The 15,803-nt window shown below is 72.7% G+C and carries 18 protein-coding genes; 6 read left to right on the top strand and 12 right to left on the bottom strand.

Translation table 11 applies throughout. The features are described 5' to 3' along the window. Positions 1–101: 101 nt before the first annotated feature. Positions 102–269, bottom strand: coding sequence for a DUF3117 domain-containing protein (locus RBJ77_RS60565; RefSeq protein ID WP_003966491.1), 168 nt, complete (start codon positions 267–269; stop codon positions 102–104). 320 nt (positions 270–589) lie between these two features. On the opposite strand from RBJ77_RS60565, the gene RBJ77_RS60560 reads away from it, so the two are divergent. Further along, positions 590–1,393, top strand: coding sequence for an enoyl-CoA hydratase/isomerase family protein (locus tag RBJ77_RS60560; protein WP_372352730.1), 804 nt, complete (start codon positions 590–592; stop codon positions 1,391–1,393). A gap of 6 nt (positions 1,394–1,399) precedes the next feature. Here the strand turns inward: RBJ77_RS60560 and RBJ77_RS60555 are convergent, their stop codons facing one another. Further along, positions 1,400–1,984, bottom strand: coding sequence for a DNA-3-methyladenine glycosylase I (locus RBJ77_RS60555; RefSeq protein WP_372352765.1), 585 nt, complete (start codon positions 1,982–1,984; stop codon positions 1,400–1,402). Positions 1,985–1,992: 8 nt separating this feature from the next. Further along, a complete protein-coding gene (locus tag RBJ77_RS60550; RefSeq protein WP_372352729.1) occupies positions 1,993–2,382 on the bottom strand; it encodes a DivIVA domain-containing protein in 390 nt (129 codons plus the stop codon). Positions 2,383–2,510: 128 nt separating this feature from the next. On the opposite strand from RBJ77_RS60550, the gene folP reads away from it, so the two are divergent. Next, positions 2,511–3,371, top strand: a complete 861-nt coding sequence (folP, locus tag RBJ77_RS60545; RefSeq protein WP_255976970.1) for a dihydropteroate synthase — start codon at positions 2,511–2,513, stop codon at positions 3,369–3,371. A 15-nt stretch (positions 3,372–3,386) separates the two neighbouring features. On the opposite strand, the gene RBJ77_RS60540 is transcribed toward folP, so the two are convergent. Next, the gene (locus RBJ77_RS60540; protein WP_372352728.1) at positions 3,387–4,136 is read right to left on the bottom strand and encodes a TIGR00730 family Rossman fold protein; all 750 of its coding nucleotides are present in this window, start codon (positions 4,134–4,136) and stop codon (positions 3,387–3,389) included. Between the two features lie 102 nt (positions 4,137–4,238). Then, positions 4,239–5,321 carry a succinyl-diaminopimelate desuccinylase gene (gene dapE / locus RBJ77_RS60535; RefSeq protein WP_372352727.1) on the bottom strand — a complete coding sequence of 361 codons (1,083 nt, stop codon included), beginning with the start codon at positions 5,319–5,321 and terminating at the stop codon, positions 4,239–4,241. Positions 5,322–5,415: 94 nt separating this feature from the next. On the opposite strand from dapE, the gene RBJ77_RS60530 reads away from it, so the two are divergent. Beyond that, complete coding sequence (locus RBJ77_RS60530; RefSeq protein ID WP_372352726.1) at positions 5,416–6,363, top strand: heavy metal transporter; 948 nt, start codon at positions 5,416–5,418, stop codon at positions 6,361–6,363. 313 nt (positions 6,364–6,676) lie between these two features. Then, positions 6,677–7,138: an ATP-binding protein gene (locus RBJ77_RS60525; protein ID WP_255976962.1), complete on the top strand. Its 462-nt coding sequence runs from the start codon at positions 6,677–6,679 to the stop codon at positions 7,136–7,138. A 78-nt stretch (positions 7,139–7,216) separates the two neighbouring features. Here RBJ77_RS60525 and RBJ77_RS60520 read toward each other — a convergent pair whose 3' ends face one another. After that, entirely contained in the window at positions 7,217–8,326 is a 1,110-nt protein-coding gene (locus RBJ77_RS60520; RefSeq protein ID WP_372352725.1) for a bifunctional succinyldiaminopimelate transaminase/glutamate-prephenate aminotransferase, read from the bottom strand. A gap of 108 nt (positions 8,327–8,434) precedes the next feature. Further along, positions 8,435–8,755, bottom strand: a complete 321-nt coding sequence (fdxA, locus tag RBJ77_RS60515; RefSeq protein WP_111666449.1) for a ferredoxin — start codon at positions 8,753–8,755, stop codon at positions 8,435–8,437. A 140-nt stretch (positions 8,756–8,895) separates the two neighbouring features. Between fdxA and RBJ77_RS60510 the strand changes: the two genes are divergently transcribed. Further along, the gene (locus tag RBJ77_RS60510; RefSeq protein WP_372352724.1) at positions 8,896–9,957 is read left to right on the top strand and encodes a GNAT family N-acetyltransferase; all 1,062 of its coding nucleotides are present in this window, start codon (positions 8,896–8,898) and stop codon (positions 9,955–9,957) included. Between the two features lie 38 nt (positions 9,958–9,995). Continuing rightward, entirely contained in the window at positions 9,996–10,838 is an 843-nt protein-coding gene (locus RBJ77_RS60505; RefSeq protein WP_372352723.1) for a transglutaminase-like domain-containing protein, read from the top strand. 13 nt (positions 10,839–10,851) lie between these two features. Here the strand turns inward: RBJ77_RS60505 and RBJ77_RS60500 are convergent, their stop codons facing one another. The 5 genes from RBJ77_RS60500 to RBJ77_RS60480 form a co-directional block, all read right to left on the bottom strand. Then, positions 10,852–11,463, bottom strand: a complete 612-nt coding sequence (locus RBJ77_RS60500) for a response regulator (RefSeq protein WP_372352722.1) — start codon at positions 11,461–11,463, stop codon at positions 10,852–10,854. A gap of 10 nt (positions 11,464–11,473) precedes the next feature. Continuing rightward, positions 11,474–12,535, bottom strand: a complete 1,062-nt coding sequence (locus RBJ77_RS60495; RefSeq protein WP_372352764.1) for a sensor histidine kinase — start codon at positions 12,533–12,535, stop codon at positions 11,474–11,476. Positions 12,536–12,639: 104 nt separating this feature from the next. Next, a complete protein-coding gene (locus RBJ77_RS60490) occupies positions 12,640–13,380 on the bottom strand; it encodes an ABC transporter permease (RefSeq protein ID WP_372352721.1) in 741 nt (246 codons plus the stop codon). After that, a complete protein-coding gene (locus RBJ77_RS60485; protein ID WP_372352720.1) occupies positions 13,377–14,285 on the bottom strand; it encodes an ABC transporter ATP-binding protein in 909 nt (302 codons plus the stop codon). The genes RBJ77_RS60490 and RBJ77_RS60485 overlap by 4 nt, the downstream gene beginning before the upstream one ends. A gap of 96 nt (positions 14,286–14,381) precedes the next feature. Then, positions 14,382–15,803: hypothetical protein (locus RBJ77_RS60480; RefSeq protein WP_372352719.1), on the bottom strand; the 1,422-nt coding region annotated here is incomplete at its 5' end.

Below are 15,803 nucleotides of genomic sequence, written 5' to 3'. Positions count from 1 at the left end.
TCGCCGAAAGGCGTGCTGCGGGAGGGGTCAGGTGGGGGCATGCCGCTGCCCCGGCACCGAGTGTGTGCCGGGGCAGACGAAAAGGTATGGTCGCTTCCGCGTCAGCCGACGACCTTCTTCAGGGCGTCGCCGAGGGCGTCGGCCTCGTCGGGCGTCAGCTCTACTACGAGCCGACCGCCGCCTTCGAGCGGAACGCGCATGACGATGCCCCGCCCCTCCTTTGTCACCTCGAGCGGGCCGTCACCCGTTCGCGGCTTCATGGCCGCCATGCTCGTTCCCCTTCCTGAAACCAGCTCATCGTCAGCCGACGGCCCTCTGGACGGGCACACGTCACCGGCATCGAACACATTGCTTCCAGGTCATTATCCCGCATCGCGGGACCCGATGACCAACATCAGTCGGCATCGCTTGCGCAACGCGCTTGAGCAAAACCACTCAATTCGGCGATGTGACTGCGATACTGCGCCGCTCGCGTGCCCGTCTCGTGACCGATTTGTTTGACGCAGGTCACACACGACGGGCCCGCCAAGCGTCGTGATCTCCGTCATGCTGAGCACGGACGACTAAGCGACCGCATAGGAGGAGTCCCATGGCAGACACCGTGCTCTACGAGGTGAGCGACGGGCTCGCGACGATCACGCTGAACCGCCCCGAGGCGATGAACGCGATGAACACCGAGGCCAAGGTCGCCCTCCGCGACGCGGTGCAGGCCGCTGCCGCCGACGAGGCGGTGCGGGCCGTGCTGCTCACGGCCGCGGGCGACCGCGCGTTCTGCGTGGGCCAGGACCTCAAGGAGCACGTCGGCTCGCTGCTGGCGGACCGGGAGGCCGGCGAGGGCCGGACCATGAGCACCGTGCGCGAGCACTACAACCCGATCGTGCGGGCCCTGACCCAGATGCCGAAGCCGGTCGTGGCCGCGGTGAACGGGGTCGCGGCGGGCGCCGGTTTCGGGTTCGCGCTCTGTGCGGACTACCGGATCGTCGCGGAGAACGCGTCCTTCAACACGTCCTTCGCGGGCGTCGCGCTCACCGCCGACTCGGGCGTCTCGTGGACGCTGCCGCGGCTGATCGGCCCCGGGCGCGCCGCCGACCTGCTGCTCTTCCCGCGCTCCCTGAAGGCGCAGGAGGCGTACGAGCTCGGCATCGTGAACCGGATCGTGCCGGGCGCCGAACTCGCCGAGGCGGCAGGCACGTTGGCGCGCACGCTCGCCGAAGGTCCGACCGTCGCGTACGCCGCGCTGAAGGAGTCGCTGGCGTTCGCCGCGGACCACTCCCTCGACGAGGCCCTCGAGAAGGAGGACGAGCTGCAGGCCCGGGCCGGCGCCTCCGAGGACCACACCATCGCCGTCCAGGCGTTCATCGCCAAGGAGAAGCCGAAGTACCTCGGCCGCTAGTGCCTGTCACGCGCGCGTGCGGGCCGTGCAGTCGGCCAGGTGGTCGTTGACGAGCCCGCACGCCTGCATCAGCGCGTACGCCGTGGTGGGGCCGACGAAGCGCAGGCCGCGCTTCTTCAGCTCCTTGGAGAGCGCCTTCGACTCGTCGGTGATCGCCGGTACGTCGCCGAGGACGCGCGGCGCCGGGCGGGTCGCGGCGTCCGGCGCGTACGACCAGATGAGTTCGTCGAGTTCGCCCGGGGACCAGTCCGCGAGCACGCGCGCGTTGGCCAGCGTCGCGTCGACCTTCGCGCGGTTGCGGATGATGCCGGGGTCGGCGAGGAGCCGCTCGCGGTCGGCGTCGGTGAAGGCCGCGACGTCCGCGATCTTGAAGTCGGAGAAGGCGGCCCTGAAGGTCTCGCGGCGGCGCAGGATCGTGATCCAGGAGAGGCCCGACTGGAAGGCCTCCAGGGACAGCCGCTCGAACAGCGCGTCGTCGCCGTGGACCGGGCGGCCCCACTCCTCGTCGTGGTACGCGACGTAGTCCTCGGTCGACAGGCCCCAGGGGCAGCGGAGCGCGCCGTCCGGGCCGGGGACCGCGGCGCCCGTCACCGGCTCGCTCACTGGAAGCCCTCCCCCGTCTCGCCCTGGTACCCACCGGGCGGCGCGAAGCCCCGCTGGTCCTGGCCGCGGTCGACCGGCCGGTGCGCGTGCGCCGCGGCGAGGGCCGACTCCAGTTCCGTGATGCGGGCGTCGCGCTCGGCGAGCTCCGCACAGAGCCGGTTCAGCGCGTCGTCGACCTCCGCCATGCGGTAGCCGCGCACGGCCGTCGGCAGCCGCAGGTCCTCCACGTCGGAGGGGGCCACGGGGCGGTCCTGCGGCAGCGGGTCCGCGTAGAACTGGGACGGCTCGTCGCGCAGCGCGCCGCTGTCGCCGCCGCCGAGGACCGCGAGCGTCACCGCCGCGACCACCACGACGAGCGCGGCGACCAGAAACAAGAACATGACCATCTCTGCTGTCCCCTGGCTCGACTGGGCCGTAGCGGCCCGAAACCGTCAGGGTCCGATCGTGCCATGCCGCACCGACGGTTAAGGTCGCAGGCGACCGTTGAAGTGGGATCCAGAGGAGAGTCACAGGGATGCTGAGGCTGGGCCGACACGAGTTCGGCGCCCACGAGCCGGTGATCATGGCGATCGTGAACCGGACCCCGGACTCCTTCTACGACCAGGGCGCCACCTTCCAGGACGAGCCGGCGCTGGCCCGCGTCGAGCAGGCCGTCGCCGACGGCGCCGCCATCGTCGACATCGGCGGCGTGAAGGCGGGTCCGGGCGAGGAGGTCGACGCCGCCGAGGAGGCGCGCAGGACCGTCGGGTTCGTCGCGGAGGTGCGGCGGCGGTTCCCCGACGTGATCATCAGCGTCGACACCTGGCGGCACGAGGTCGGCGAGGCCGTCTGCGAGGCGGGCGCGGACCTGCTGAACGACGCGTGGGGCGGCGTCGACCCGAAGCTCGCGGAGGTCGCCGCCCGGTACGGGGTCGGCATCGTGTGCACGCACGCGGGCGGCGCCGAGCCGCGCACCCGGCCGCACCGGGTCACCTACGACGACGTGATGGCCGACATCCTGAAGGTGACGGTCGGCTACGCGGAGCGGGCGGTGGCGCTCGGCGTGCCGCGCGAGTCGGTGCTCATCGACCCGGGGCACGACTTCGGGAAGAACACCCGCCATTCGCTGGAGGCGACGCGGCGGCTGCCGGAGATGGTGGAGACCGGCTGGCCGGTGCTCGTCTCGCTGTCCAACAAGGACTTCGTGGGCGAGACCCTCGACAAGCCGGTCAAGGAGCGGGTGCTGGGCACATTGGCGACGACGGCGGTGTCGGCGTGGCTGGGGGCGCAGGTCTACCGGGTGCACGAGGTCGCCGAGACCCGGCAGGTGCTGGACATGGTGGCGTCCATCGCGGGCCACCGGCCCCCGGCGGTCGCCCGCCGGGGACTCGCGTAGCGACCGCGGGGCGCGCTACTTGCCCGTCTCCTTGGTGACCAGCGTGATCGCCTCTTCCACGTCGTCCGTGACGTGGAAGAGCAGCAGGTCGGCCTCGCCGGCCTTGCCCTGGGCGATCACGGTGTTCTTGAGCCAGTCGACCAGGCCGCTCCAGTACTGCGTACCGAAGAGGACGATCGGGAAGCGCGTCACCTTCGTGGTCTGGACGAGGGTGAGCGCCTCGAAGAGCTCGTCCAGGGTGCCCAGGCCGCCGGGCAGCACCACGAAGCCCTGCGCGTACTTCACGAACATCGTCTTGCGGACGAAGAAGTAGCGGAAGTTCAGGCCGAGGTCGACGTACTGGTTGAGGCCCTGCTCGAAGGGCAGCTCGATGCCGAGGCCGACCGAGATGCCCTTGGCCTCGACCGCGCCCTTGTTGGCCGCCTCCATGGCGCCAGGACCGCCGCCCGTGACGACCGCGAAACCGGCCTCCACCAACGCCTTGCCGATGGCGACGCCCGCCTCGTACTCCGGGGAGTCCTGCGGGGTGCGCGCGGAGCCGAACACGCTGATCGCGGGCGGCAGTTCGGCGAGCGTGCCGAAGCCCTCGATGAACTCGGACTGGATGCGCAGCACCCGCCAGGGGTCGGTGTGCACCCACCCCGAGGGGCCCTCCGAGTCGAGCAGACGCTGATCGCTCGTCCCCGGCCGCACCTGGTCGCGCCGGCGAATCACCGGCCCGGTGCGCTGCTCCCTGGGACGTCGCTTGCCCTCCGGGTTGCTCATCGTCTGCTCCCTCCATGCGCAGGTATCACGCGCTTACGTAGAGCAAGGGTAGGTCTACGCGGGTTACATGCGCGGGACCCTGACGTATCGGTAAGCCGAGGATCAGGATGCGGTGAGCCAGGCGGCGAGGACCCGCTCCGCCTCCAGGACGAGCTTCGTGTCGACCCGCTCGTCGATCTTGTGGGCGTAGATCGGGTTGCCGGGTCCGTAGTTGACCGCGGGGACGCCGAGGGCGCTGAAGCGGGAGACGTCCGTCCAGCCGAACTTGGGGCGCGGCTCGCCGCCCACGGCGGCCAGGAAGGCGGCCGCGGCGGGGTGGGTGAGGCCGGGGCGGGCGCCGCCGGTGTGGTCGTCGACGATGAACTCCTCGACCGGGCAGCCGGCGAAGAAGTCGCGGACGAACTGCTCGGCGTCCGCCATCGACCGGTCGGGGGCGTAGCGGAAGTTGACCGTGACGGCGCAGGCGTCGGGGATGACGTTCGTGGCGACGAAGCCCTCGATCCGGACGGCGTTCAGGCCCTCGTGGAACTCCAGGCCGTCGACGACGGGCTTGCGCGGCTCGTAGGCGGCGAGGCGCTCCAGGATCGGGGAGGCGGCGTGGATGGCGTTCTTGCCCATCCACGCGCGCGCGGAGTGGGCCCGTTCGCCCTTGACCTTCAGGATGACGCGCAGCGTGCCCTGGCAGCCGCCCTCGACGAGGCCCTCGGTGCCCTCCAGGAGGATCGCGAAGTCGCCCTCCAGCCAGTCGGGGTGGGCGTCGGACACGTGCCCGAGCCCGTTGAGGTGGGCGGCCACCTCTTCGTTGTCGTAGAAGACGAAGGTGAGGTCGCGGTTGGGCTCGGTGACGGTCTGGGCGATGCGGAGCTGGACGGCGACGCCCGACTTCATGTCGCTGGTCCCGCAGCCCCACAGGGTGCCGTCCTCGTCGAGGCGGGAGGGCACGTTGTCGGCGATCGGGACCGTGTCGATGTGGCCGGCGAGGATGATCCGCTCGGACCGGCCCAGGTTCGTGCGCGCGACCACGTTGTTGCCGTACCGGTCGACCGTGAGGTGCGGCAGGGCGCGCAGCGCCTCCTCGACGGCGTCGGCGAGCTCCTTCTCGCTGCCGCTGGGCGACGGGAAGTCAACCAGCTGGGCGGTGAGGCGGGCGGCGTCCTGCGTGAGGTCAAGCGGCGTGCGGTCCATGCCGCCGATCCTAGACGCCCGGCCCCGACCACCCGTTCCGTCCCGTCCCCGGGCTCGGGTCGGGCCCCACAGGCGCCTCCAGTACCTTGGACGCGTGCCTGAGCCCCCCACCCTCCTCCGGCGCGGCCGCCTCCTGCGCATCGGCGCGGCCGCGGTCGTGCTGCTCGCCGTGGCCACGTACGTGGCCGTGCAGTACGCCACCGGGGGCCGGGCCAAACCGAGATGCGTGGTCGCGTCGGCCAACGGGGACGGGGCGTCCTACGAGTTCACGGCCGAGCAGGCGGTGAACGCGGCCACGATCTCCGCGGTCGGCACCTCCCGCGGCATGCCCGAGCGTGCCGTCACCATCGCGCTCGCGACGGCGCTCCAGGAGTCGGGCCTGCGCAACATCCACCACGGCGACCGGGATTCGCTCGGCCTGTTCCAGCAGCGGCCCTCCGAGGGCTGGGGTTCCGAGCGGCAGATCATGGATCCGGTGTACGCGGCCGACCGGTTCTACGCGCACCTGGCGAAGATCCCCGGCTACTCGCGGCTGCCGCTGACCGTGGCCGCGCAGCGTGTGCAGCGCAGTGGCTACCCGCAGGCGTACGCGAAGCACGAGCCGGACGCCACGCTGCTCGCCGCGTCGCTGACCGGGCGGGCGGCGGCGTCGCTGACCTGCGACGGTCGGCCGGCCGGCGGGGACGGTGCGCGGGCCGGTGATCCCGCGCGCGTGAAGTCCGCGCTGGTGCGGGACTTCGGGAAGGACGTGGCGCCGACGGCGGACCGCGAGCGGCGGTCGGTGCGGATCCCGGTGCCCGCCACCGTGGAGTCGGCGCAGGGCGGGGAGCGGCAGCGCGGCTGGGAGCTGGCGCAGTGGGCCGTGTCCAACGCGTCCGCGCTGCACATCGAACGGGTCTCCTACGCGGGCCGGGAGTGGACCGCCGGGGACACGGGGGATGCGGCGGCCGCTTGGCGCAAGGTTTCCGCGAAGAGTCCCGCGGGGGCCGGTCCCGGCGCGTCCAGGTCCGTCGACGAGGTTCGAATCGTCACTGGGCAGTAGTGCGGCCCGTCACCCGATCGGGGCATGCGGATCATGCCTGCGCGACGGCTGACGCACTCCGCGGGGCCAGGGCCCGCAAGGTGCCCAACCCCCTTGTCAGCGCAGGGCTGTAAGGGTTCTTCAGTCGCGCGCGAGACATGGCGTTTGCCCGTTTTTATCCACAGCCGATAATGCGACGCATTGCCAACCCTTTACGTTGCCGACCCGCAACCTTCCTGGGCCGTGGGGCTGTTGTCACGGCGTCCGACCGCCGGACGGCACGCCGCCGAACGGCAGCCGGACAGCCAACGTCCACTCCCGTCTAAGGAGCATCATGTCCCTCCCCCTGACCCGCCGGATCGCCCGTGCCGCGCTGCTTCTCGCGGCGGGAGCGGCGCCCGTGGTCGGTGCGGCCGGCTCCGCGCACGCCGTCGACCTTCCGGCCGCCCCGAACCTGGGCGGGCTGACCGCGCTGGACGGTGCGGGCATGGGTGACACCGTCGACGGTGCGGCGCAGAACGTCAGCGGCCTCGCGGGCGACACCGGCAGCAAGGCCGTCAAGAAGGCCGTGCCCACCGCGGGCAAGGCCGTCGGCAAGGGCGCCAAGACCGCCACGCCCGCCGCGCAGAAGGCCGCGGGCGACCTGGCCGGCAGCGCGGGCGACGTGCTCGGCGAGACGGCCGGAGCGGCGACCAAGGACGGTCTGCCGACGGCCGGCGGCCTGCCGACCGACGCGGTCACCCAGGGCGGCCTGCCGACCGACCAGCTGCCCGTGAAGGGCCTGCCGCTCGGCTGATCCGCCGCGGAGTGCACGAACGGGGTGCCCGGAGCCACGCGCTCCCGGCACCCCGCTCCCGTGTCCGGGCCGAGCGTGTCAGCCCTGGGCCAGCCGGTCCACGGCGGCCCCGACCCGCTCGTCCGACGCCGTCAGCGCCACCCGGACGAACCGCTCGCCCGCCGTGCCGTAGAAGTCGCCGGGGGCCACCAGGATGCCGAGACCCGCGAGGTGGGCGACGGTGTCCCAGCAGGACTCGTCCCGGGTCGCCCACAGGTAGAGGCTGGCCTCGCTGTGCTCGATGCGGAAGCCGTGCTCCAGGAGGGCCGAGCGCAGCAGTTCACGGCGGGCCGCGTAGCGGGCGCGCTGCTCGTGGACGTGCTGGTCGTCGCCGAGGGCCGCGACGACGGCCGCCTGCGTCGGGGCCGAGGTCATCATGCCGCCGTGCTTGCGGATCTGGAGCAGGTCGTGCAGGACGGCCGCGTCGCCCGCGACGAACGCCGCGCGGTAGCCCGCCAGGTTCGAGCGCTTGGAGAGCGAGTGGACCGCGACCAGGCCCTCGTACGAGCCGCCGTTCACGTCCGGGTGCAGGACCGAGACCGGGTCGGCCTCCCAGCCCAGCTCCAGGTAGCACTCGTCCGAGAAGACGAGGATGTCGTGCGCGCGGGCCCAGGCGACGATGCGGGTCAGCTCGTCCTTGCCGAGCACCCGGCCCGTCGGGTTCGACGGGGAGTTGAGCCAGAGGAGCTTCACGCCCTCGGGGTCGAGCTCGGTGGGGTCGTCGTAGACGACGTACTCGGCGCGGGCGAGGCGGGCGCCCACCTCGTACGTCGGGTACGCCAGGCGCGGGTAGGCGACCTTGTCGCCCGGGCCGAGGCCCAGCTGGGTCGGGAGCCAGGCCACGAGCTCCTTCGAGCCGACGACCGGCAGCACGTTCCCGTGCCCGAAGTCGCGGGCGCCGAGGCGGCGCTCGCACCACGAGACGAGCGCGTCGCGCAGCTCGGGCGTGCCCCACACCGTCGGGTAGCCCGGCGAGTCCGCGGCGTCGATCAGCGCCTTCTGGATCAGCTCGGGCACCGGATCGACGGGCGTGCCGACGGACAGGTCGACGATGCCGTCCGGGTGCGCCGCGGCCGTCTTCTTGTACGGCTCCAGCTTGTCCCAGGGGAAGGTGGGGAGGCGATCAATAGGGGCGGGGGCTGCGGACACCTGGTCGGCTCACTTCTTTCGCAGGGGTGTGGACAAATGCCTCGGTCCCGTACGGCAGTCGAGGCCGTACGGGACCGGGGCAGCGCCTGTGCGTACCGCTGAACGCTGTTACTGGTTCTGCGGCGGCAGGGCGGCGATGAACGGGTGGTCCTTCTCGATCAGGCCCATCTTCGAGGCACCACCGGGCGAACCGAGCTCGTCGAAGAACTCGACGTTCGCCTTGTAGTAGTCCTTCCACTCCTCCGGAGTGTCGTCCTCGTAGAAGATCGCCTCGACCGGGCAGACCGGCTCACAGGCACCACAGTCGACGCATTCGTCCGGGTGGATGTACAAGGACCGGGAGCCCTCGTAGATGCAGTCGACCGGGCACTCCTCGATGCACGCCTTGTCCTTGACGTCGACACAAGGCTGCGCGATGACGTAGGTCACGCTGTCGTTCCTCCTCGATAGGGCGCTGGCGGGCCTCCGCAGGCTCCGCCGCCTGGCGCGCGGGAGCGCGGCGTCGTCGATGCCCGCCCCTAGTATCTCCGTTCCTGGGCATGATCCGAACAGGAGGGGTGGACCGAGCTGTGGAATTCACTGCGGGCGGACGGCTCGAAGTCCGTATCACCGGCGCTGACGTGGGAAAACGCGTCTCTGTGCGACGGGTGAGCGAGGACGGGCCCGCGGGTCGGAAGTTCACCGACACCGTAGGTGTTCTCACATCGTGGGACGAGGGTGTGCTGCTCGTCACACGAAGGACCGGGGAACGGGTCGAGATCGAGGAGGCGACGCTGGTCGCCGGGAAGGTCGTGCCGGCCGAACCGGCGCGCCGCCGCGGCCCGTCGGCGACGTACGCGGAACTGGCCCGGGTCTCCTCCCGTGCCTGGCGGCCGGTCGAGAGCGAGCGGCTCGGCGAGTGGGAGCTGCGGGCCGCGTACCAGCAGGGGCCGCGCGAAGCGCGTCGTCGTGGGGCGGTGGCCGGGCGACGGGAGGGCTTCACCCGGCGGGCCAACTCCGTGCTGCCCGTGGGTGATCCGGGGCTGCCGCTCGACGCCGCGCTGGCCCGGGTGCGGGAGTGGTACGCGGAGCGCGGGCTGCCCGCGTACGCGCAGACCGCGACCGGCGCCGAGGGCACGCAGGAGCTGCTGTGCGCCGAGCTCGCGGAGCGGGGGTGGGTGCGGGAGGTCAGCGCCGAGCTGCGGATCGCCGCGCTCGCGCCCGTCGGGGACCAGGCCGACCCCGGTGCCGAGGTCGTGCTGACGCGGGCCCCCGGGGAGGCGTGGCTCGCGCGCTACCAGCGCAAGGGGGCGAGCGAGGTCGCGTTGAAGGTGCTGTGCGCCGGGCCGTCGGTGTGGTTCGCGACCGTGCCGGGCGAGGGCGAGGTGCCCGCCGCGATCGGCCGGTGCGTGGTCGACGGACGGTGGGCCGGGTTCGCGGCCGTCGAGGTCGACCCCGCTCACCGCCGCCGCGGGCTGGCCACGAAGGTCATGACGGCGCTCGCGCGGCAGGCGCTCGACGAGGGCGCGTCGGCGGCCTGGCTCCAGGTCGAGGCGGACAACGAGGGGGCGCGCGTCCTGTACGACCGCATGGGTTTCGCCACACACCACGTCTATCACCACTACCGTGCTCCGGACCGGAGCGCCCGGTGACCCGCTAATCGATCGGCCGGAGAGGGCACGAGGCACGTATGTCCCCCCACTTGTCCCCACGTTCGACGGAGCTTCGGCGCCGGTTCGCCGAGGAGGCTCGGGCCGAGCGGCCCGATCTGGCCCAGCTGTGTCTGCTGCTCGCCGCCCAGGCGGACCCGGCGCTCGACGAGGCCGGGATGGACGCGGTCCACATCGAACTGGACGATCTGGCCGGCCGGTTGCCGTTCCGGCCGGGCGGCCCGCGGTCCTGGGCGACGGCCCTGGCCGAGCTGCTCGGCGCCCGGCTCGGCTTCCACGGCGTGCCCGGCGACTACCAGCGGCTGGAGTCGTCGCTGCTGCACGACGTGGTGCGGCGCAGGCGCGGGCTGCCCATCCTGCTGTCGGTGGTGTGGATGGAGGTGGCCCGGCGGGCCGGTGCGCCGGTCTACGGGGTCGCGCTGCCCGGCCACTTCGTGGTCGGCTTCGGTCCGCCGCAGGAGCAGGTGCTGGCCGATCCGTTCGACGGCGGGCGGGTGCTGACCGGGGCCGACACGGAGCTGCTGGTGGCCGGGGCGACCGGGGCCCCGCTGGATCCGTCGATGCTGACGCCGGCCGATCCGCTGGAGGTCGTGCTGCGGATCCTCAACAACGTCCGGGCGTGGGCGGCGACCAGGCCGGAGCGGTCCGACGTGTCGCTGTGGGCCGTGGAGCTGTCGCTGCTGCTGCCGTCGCACCCGGCCCGGCTGCGCTACGAGCGGGCGCAGCTGCTGGTGCAGCGGGGCGACTTCGTGACCGGCGCCGTGGAGCTGGAGGCGTACGCGGAGGTCGTCTCCGCGGTGGACACGGCCGCGGCGGAGCAGGTGCTGGGGCAGGCCCGGGCGGCCCGCGCGATGCTGAACTGAGCCGTTCGGCGGATCAGAGCCAGCCCTTCTCGCGCGCCCTGCCCACGGCCTCCGCGCGGTTGCGCACCGCCAGTTTCTGGATCGCCACCGACAGATAGTTGCGGACCGTGCCCTGCGACAGGTTGAGGGCCGCGGCCAGTTCCGCGTTGGTGCGGCCGTCCGCCGCCGCGCGCAGCACCTCGCGCTCCCGGTCCGTGAGCGGGTTGGCGCCGTCCGCGAGGGCCGCCGCGGCGAGCGTGGGGTCGATGACCCGCCCGCCCGCCAGGACCGTGCGCACGGCCTCGGCGAGCCGGGCCGCCGGGGCGTCCTTGACCAGGAACGCGTGCGCGCCCGCCTCCATGGCGCTGCGCAGATAGCCGGGCCGGCCGAAGGTGGTCAGCACGACCACCTTCAACTCCGGCAGCGCGGCGCGGAGTTCCGCCGCCGCCTCGATGCCGGTGCGGCCCGGCATCTCGATGTCGAGGAGCGCCACGTCCACGGCGTGCGCGCGGGCCGCCGCCAGGACCTCGTCCCCGCGGGCCACCTGAGCGACGACCTCGATGTCCGGCTCCAGGCCGAGGAGCGCGGCGAGGGCCTCGCGCACCATCGACTGGTCCTCGGCCAGCAACACCTTGATCGGGCTCATGCGGCGGATCCTACGAGCCCGCGGGCACCCGGGCCACCAGCTGGAAGCCCTGCCCCCGCGCCGCCCCGGTCTCCAGTGCGCCGCCGGCCAGGGCGAGCCGTTCGGCGAGGCCCGTCAGCCCGTTGCCCGGGTGGGTGCCGGACGGGCCCCGGCCGTCGTCCTCGACGGTCAGCTCGACGACCGGGCCCGCGAGGGTCTCGCGGCGGGTGACGTCGACCGCGCAGCGCCGCGCCCCGCTGTGCCGGACGACGTTGGTGACCGCTTCGCGCAGCGTCCAGGCGAGGGTCGCGTCCTGGGTCTCGGGCAGGCCGGCCGGCACCTCCACCGGCACCGTCGCCTCGATGCCCGCCGCCGTCAGCGCGGCCTTGGCGCCCGCGAGTTCGGCGCAGAGGCGGGGCCGCCGGTAGCCGGTGACGGCCTCGCGGACGTCGACCAGGGCCTGCCGGCTGACCTTCTCGATGTCGGCGACCTGGTCGGCGGCCTTGTCGGGGTGGTCGGGCAGCATCCGGCCGGCGAGTTCGCTCTTGAGCGTGATGAGCGAGAGGGAGTGGCCGAGGAGGTCGTGCAGGTCGCGGGCGAGGCGCAGCCGCTCCTCGTTCGCGGCGAGCTGGGCGACCTGGGCCCGGGCCTCCCGCAACTGCTGGGTGGTGCGCACCAGTTCCCGCACGCCGATCATCGAGAAACCGCCGAGCAGCGAGGGCACGACGAGCCAGTACTCGGGGTCGGTGTCGAGCAGCAGGCCGACGACGACCATGAGGACCGTCGTCGCGAGGACCGCCCAGCGGGACCGGCGCAGCGGCAGGACGGCGCCGCAGGACACGGAGACGTACACGAACAGGACCAGCCAGTCGGGCCCGAGCGCGAGGGAGAGGACGACGGCGAGCACCGGCAGCGCGAGCAGGCAGCCGTGGGCCAGCCGCCGGCCGAGGGGACGGCCCGTGCGGCGCATCACGAGGCCCATGTAGGCGCCGACGAACACCGCGAGGCCCAGGGCGCCCAGGCCCGTGCCCAGCGGGCCGTGGTCGCCCGACAGCAGGTCGGCGACCGGGCTGCCGAGGAACGCCAGCCACATGCCGATCCAGAGCAGCTTCACGAAGAACTCGCGGCGGCTCTCCGGCGGTTGGCCGACCCGCGCGATGCGGCCGACGTCCGGGTCGGGGCCCAGGTCCGTGGTGCTCACGCCTTCGACGTGTCCTTCCGGTACGGCCACGCCGCGCCGCCCGCGAAGAGCACGAAGTAGACGACGATCAGCGCGACGTCGCGGGTGTGCGGGGCGTCGCCCAGTTCGATGGCCTGGCCGAGGGCGGCGTACGCGTGCGTGGGCAGCCACGTGGCGATGTCCTGGAGCCACTGCGGGAACGTCGTGGTGGGCATCCACAGGCCGCCCAGGATCGACAGCCCGAAGTAGACGATCATCGTGATCGGGCGGACGGCGTCTCCGGACGCGACGTAGCCGATGGCGACGCCGAGCGCCGCGAAGCAGAGGCTGCCGGCCCAGATCGCGCCGGTCAGGGCGAGCCACTGCCAGCCGGCGAACCGCACGTCCTTGAAGGAGGCGGCCACCACGAAGACGATCACGATGGACGGGAGCGAGACGACGGCGGCGCTCGCGGTCTTCGCGAGGACGTAGCCGCGGCCGGGCAGCATCGTCAGCCGCAGCTGCCGGACCCAGCCGCTCTCCCGTTCCTTGGCGATGCGTTCGCTGTTGCCCATGAGGACGGCGGTGAGGGCGCCGAAGGAGGCCATGGAGACCATCATGAACGCGGGCAGGTTCAGGCCCGTGCCGTCGACGATCGTGGAGCTGTCGGCGCTGCCCGCGATCAGCAGGAAGAGGACCGACGGGTAGATCACGGAGAAGAACAGGAACTTCTTGTTGCGCAGGGCGCGGGTGATCTCCAGCTTGATCAGGCTGTTCATCGGGACTTGGCCTCCTCGGCAGCGGTGATCGCCACGAACGCCTGCTCCAGGCCGAGTCCGGCGACTTCGAGGTTGCGGGGGTAGACGCCGAGTCCGTACAGCGCGTGCACGGTCGCGTCGGCGTCGGTGGACTGGATGCGGACGGTCTGGCCGCTGATGTCGATGCCGGTCAGGAACGGCAGGGCCCTGACGGCCGCGGTGTCGATGGGGCCCTCCAGGTCGAAGGAGACCTTGCGGGCGCCGGCCTTCGCCTTGATCTCGGCGGCGGTGCCGTCGGCGAGGAGGCGGCCGCGGTGCAGCACGAGGACGCGGTCGGCGATCGCGTCGGCCTCTTCCAGGTAGTGCGTGGCGAACAGGACGGTGCGGCCCTGGTCGGCCTGCTCGCGCATGGTCGCCCAGAACGCCTGCCGCGCGGAGACGTCCATGCCGGTCGTCGGCTCGTCGAGGACGATCAGGTCGCTGTCCCCGGCGGTGGCGAGGGCGAAGCGGACGCGCTGCTCCTGGCCACCGGAGAGCTTGTTGACCCTGCGGTCGGCGATCTGGCTGATGCCCGCGCGGCTCAGCACGTCGTCGGCCCTGTACGGCTTGGGGTGCAGGGCGACGGCGAGCTGGACGAGTTCGCGCACGGTCACCTCGTCCATCAGGCCGCCGCTCTGCAGCATGGCGCCGACCCGGCCCTGCACGATCGCGTCGCGCGGGCTCGCGCCGAAGACCCGGACGTCGCCGGAGTCGGCGGGGCGCAGGCCCAGCAGGAGGTCGAGGGTGGTGGACTTCCCGGCGCCGTTCGGGCCGAGCAGGGCGACGGTCTCCCCCGGATGCAGGTCCAGGCTGAGACCGTCGACCGCCTTGACGGTGCCGTAGCTCTTCGTCACCCCGGTGAAGGTGACCGCCGCGTCGGTGTTCATGCCGTCATCGTCGCCGCTGGGCGGGTCCGGACGGCAGTGTCGCGCGTCGCGCGTCCCGCATGACATCTGTCATGCGGGACGCGGACGGCGCAGGCCCTAGCTCGGGTTGGTGTCGATCTCCACGATGCGCTCGGCGGGGGTCTTGCCCAGCAGGGCCTTGCCCATCGCCTGCGCCACGTCCGTGGGCTGGACCGGGGTCTTCTTCCCGTTGCCCCGGGTGATCAGGACGCCGTCGAAGGTGCTGCCGTACAGCTCCTTGAGCGCCGCCCGGTCGTAGGTCTCGACGAGCTTGCCGTCGATCGCCTTCATGCCGAGGATCTTCGGCAGCGACTTGTCCGGGCCGAACTGGATCTGGGCGCTGCCCGCCTTCACCGTGATCAGGCCGGACATGGCGGGCTCGGCGAACTGCTTCATCTTCCGGTCGACCTCGGCGTCCGCGATCGTCGGCTTGCGCGTCGTCGTGGCGACCTGGACCGGCGCGGAGGTGCCGGTCTCGACCTGCTTCTGGTACGCCTCCTCGACGGCGCCGGACGACCGGTCGACGTCGATGCCCTTGCCGGTCTTGCCGTAGACGGCGACGGCCTTGCCGGGGACGAACCTGATCGTGCCGTCGCCGGAGGCGGCGGCGCCGCCCGCGGCCTGTTCGAGGGCCGCGTGCAGCTTCTCCTCGTCGACCGGCATGACGGGCTCGACGACCCGCTCGTTGCCGAACAGCGAGCCGATCACGGAGACCGGGTTGTAGTCGCTGCCCGCGGCGGCCGAGACGGTGGCGGCGCTGTCCAGGGAGAGGCCGGACTGCTCCGGCTTCAGCTTGACGGTCTTGCCGTCGACCTGGAGCTCCAGCGCCTGCTCGGTGCGCTTGCCGAGGGCACTCTCCAGCTTGCTGGCCGCCTCGTCACGGGTGCCGCCGCCGATGTCGACGCCGAGGACGGTGGTGCCCTTGGGGACGTCGGAGTGGTTCATCAACAGGCCCGCGCCGTACGCGACTCCGGCCACGCCGACGACGCCCGCGCCGAGCAGGACCAGCTTGCTGCGGCCCTTTTTCTTCTTCGCGGGGGCCGGGGCGCTCTGCACCGGGTCCGGCAGCTTCGGCGGGGTGTGCGGGGCGGGGGCCTCGCCCTGGCCGACCGGCGGGAACGGCGAGCCGGGGCCCGGGCCCTGGCCGGCCTGCGGGACGACGGGGATGCCGCTGGTGAGCGTGTCACCCGAGACGTTGCCGCCCGGGGCGCCCGGTTCCGGGGCCGGCTTCTGCGGCGTCAGGATCGCGGTGTCGTCGCTCATCCGGGGCGGGACCTGGCCGCCGCCCGCGGGAGTGATGAGCGGGTTGGGTGCGACCGGCGGCACCATCGGGCCGTCACCGGTGGCGGGACCGCCGGTCGGGCCGGAGGGGCCCACGGGTCCGCGCCCGGGAGCGCCCGGCTCCTGGTTGCCGGAGAAGTACGGAAGGTCGCCGCGCTGCTGGTCGCCCGGGGTCGGGGCGCCGGCGCCGAGCGGGCCGGACGCCGGCGCGCCGGTCAC

This window comes from Streptomyces sp. KL116D (genome assembly GCF_030766975.1).
GTDB classification, from domain to species: domain Bacteria; phylum Actinomycetota; class Actinomycetes; order Streptomycetales; family Streptomycetaceae; genus Streptomyces; species Streptomyces longispororuber_A.
Note: the sequence above shows the minus strand (reverse complement) of the source record. Positions and strands in the feature narration are given on the sequence as shown.

Excerpts from the sequence above, each read along its gene's own strand:
- RBJ77_RS60565 (WP_003966491.1), bottom strand. The coding sequence starts at position 269 with ATGGCGGCCATGAAGCCGCGAACGGGTGACGGCCCGCTCGAGGTGACA.
- RBJ77_RS60525 (WP_255976962.1), top strand. The coding sequence starts at position 6,677 with ATGTCCCTCCCCCTGACCCGCCGGATCGCCCGTGCCGCGCTGCTTCTC.
- RBJ77_RS60485 (WP_372352720.1), bottom strand. The coding sequence starts at position 14,285 with ATGAACACCGACGCGGCGGTCACCTTCACCGGGGTGACGAAGAGCTAC.
- RBJ77_RS60540 (WP_372352728.1), bottom strand. The coding sequence starts at position 4,136 with ATGAGCAACCCGGAGGGCAAGCGACGTCCCAGGGAGCAGCGCACCGGG.
- dapE (WP_372352727.1), bottom strand. The coding sequence starts at position 5,321 with ATGGACCGCACGCCGCTTGACCTCACGCAGGACGCCGCCCGCCTCACC.
- RBJ77_RS60495 (WP_372352764.1), bottom strand. The coding sequence starts at position 12,535 with ATGTGGCTGGCGTTCCTCGGCAGCCCGGTCGCCGACCTGCTGTCGGGC.
- RBJ77_RS60500 (WP_372352722.1), bottom strand. The coding sequence starts at position 11,463 with ATGAGCCCGATCAAGGTGTTGCTGGCCGAGGACCAGTCGATGGTGCGC.
- RBJ77_RS60550 (WP_372352729.1), bottom strand. The coding sequence starts at position 2,382 with ATGGTCATGTTCTTGTTTCTGGTCGCCGCGCTCGTCGTGGTGGTCGCG.
- RBJ77_RS60490 (WP_372352721.1), bottom strand. The coding sequence starts at position 13,380 with ATGAACAGCCTGATCAAGCTGGAGATCACCCGCGCCCTGCGCAACAAG.
- RBJ77_RS60505 (WP_372352723.1), top strand. The coding sequence starts at position 9,996 with ATGTCCCCCCACTTGTCCCCACGTTCGACGGAGCTTCGGCGCCGGTTC.
- folP (WP_255976970.1), top strand. The coding sequence starts at position 2,511 with ATGCTGAGGCTGGGCCGACACGAGTTCGGCGCCCACGAGCCGGTGATC.
- RBJ77_RS60560 (WP_372352730.1), top strand. The coding sequence starts at position 590 with ATGGCAGACACCGTGCTCTACGAGGTGAGCGACGGGCTCGCGACGATC.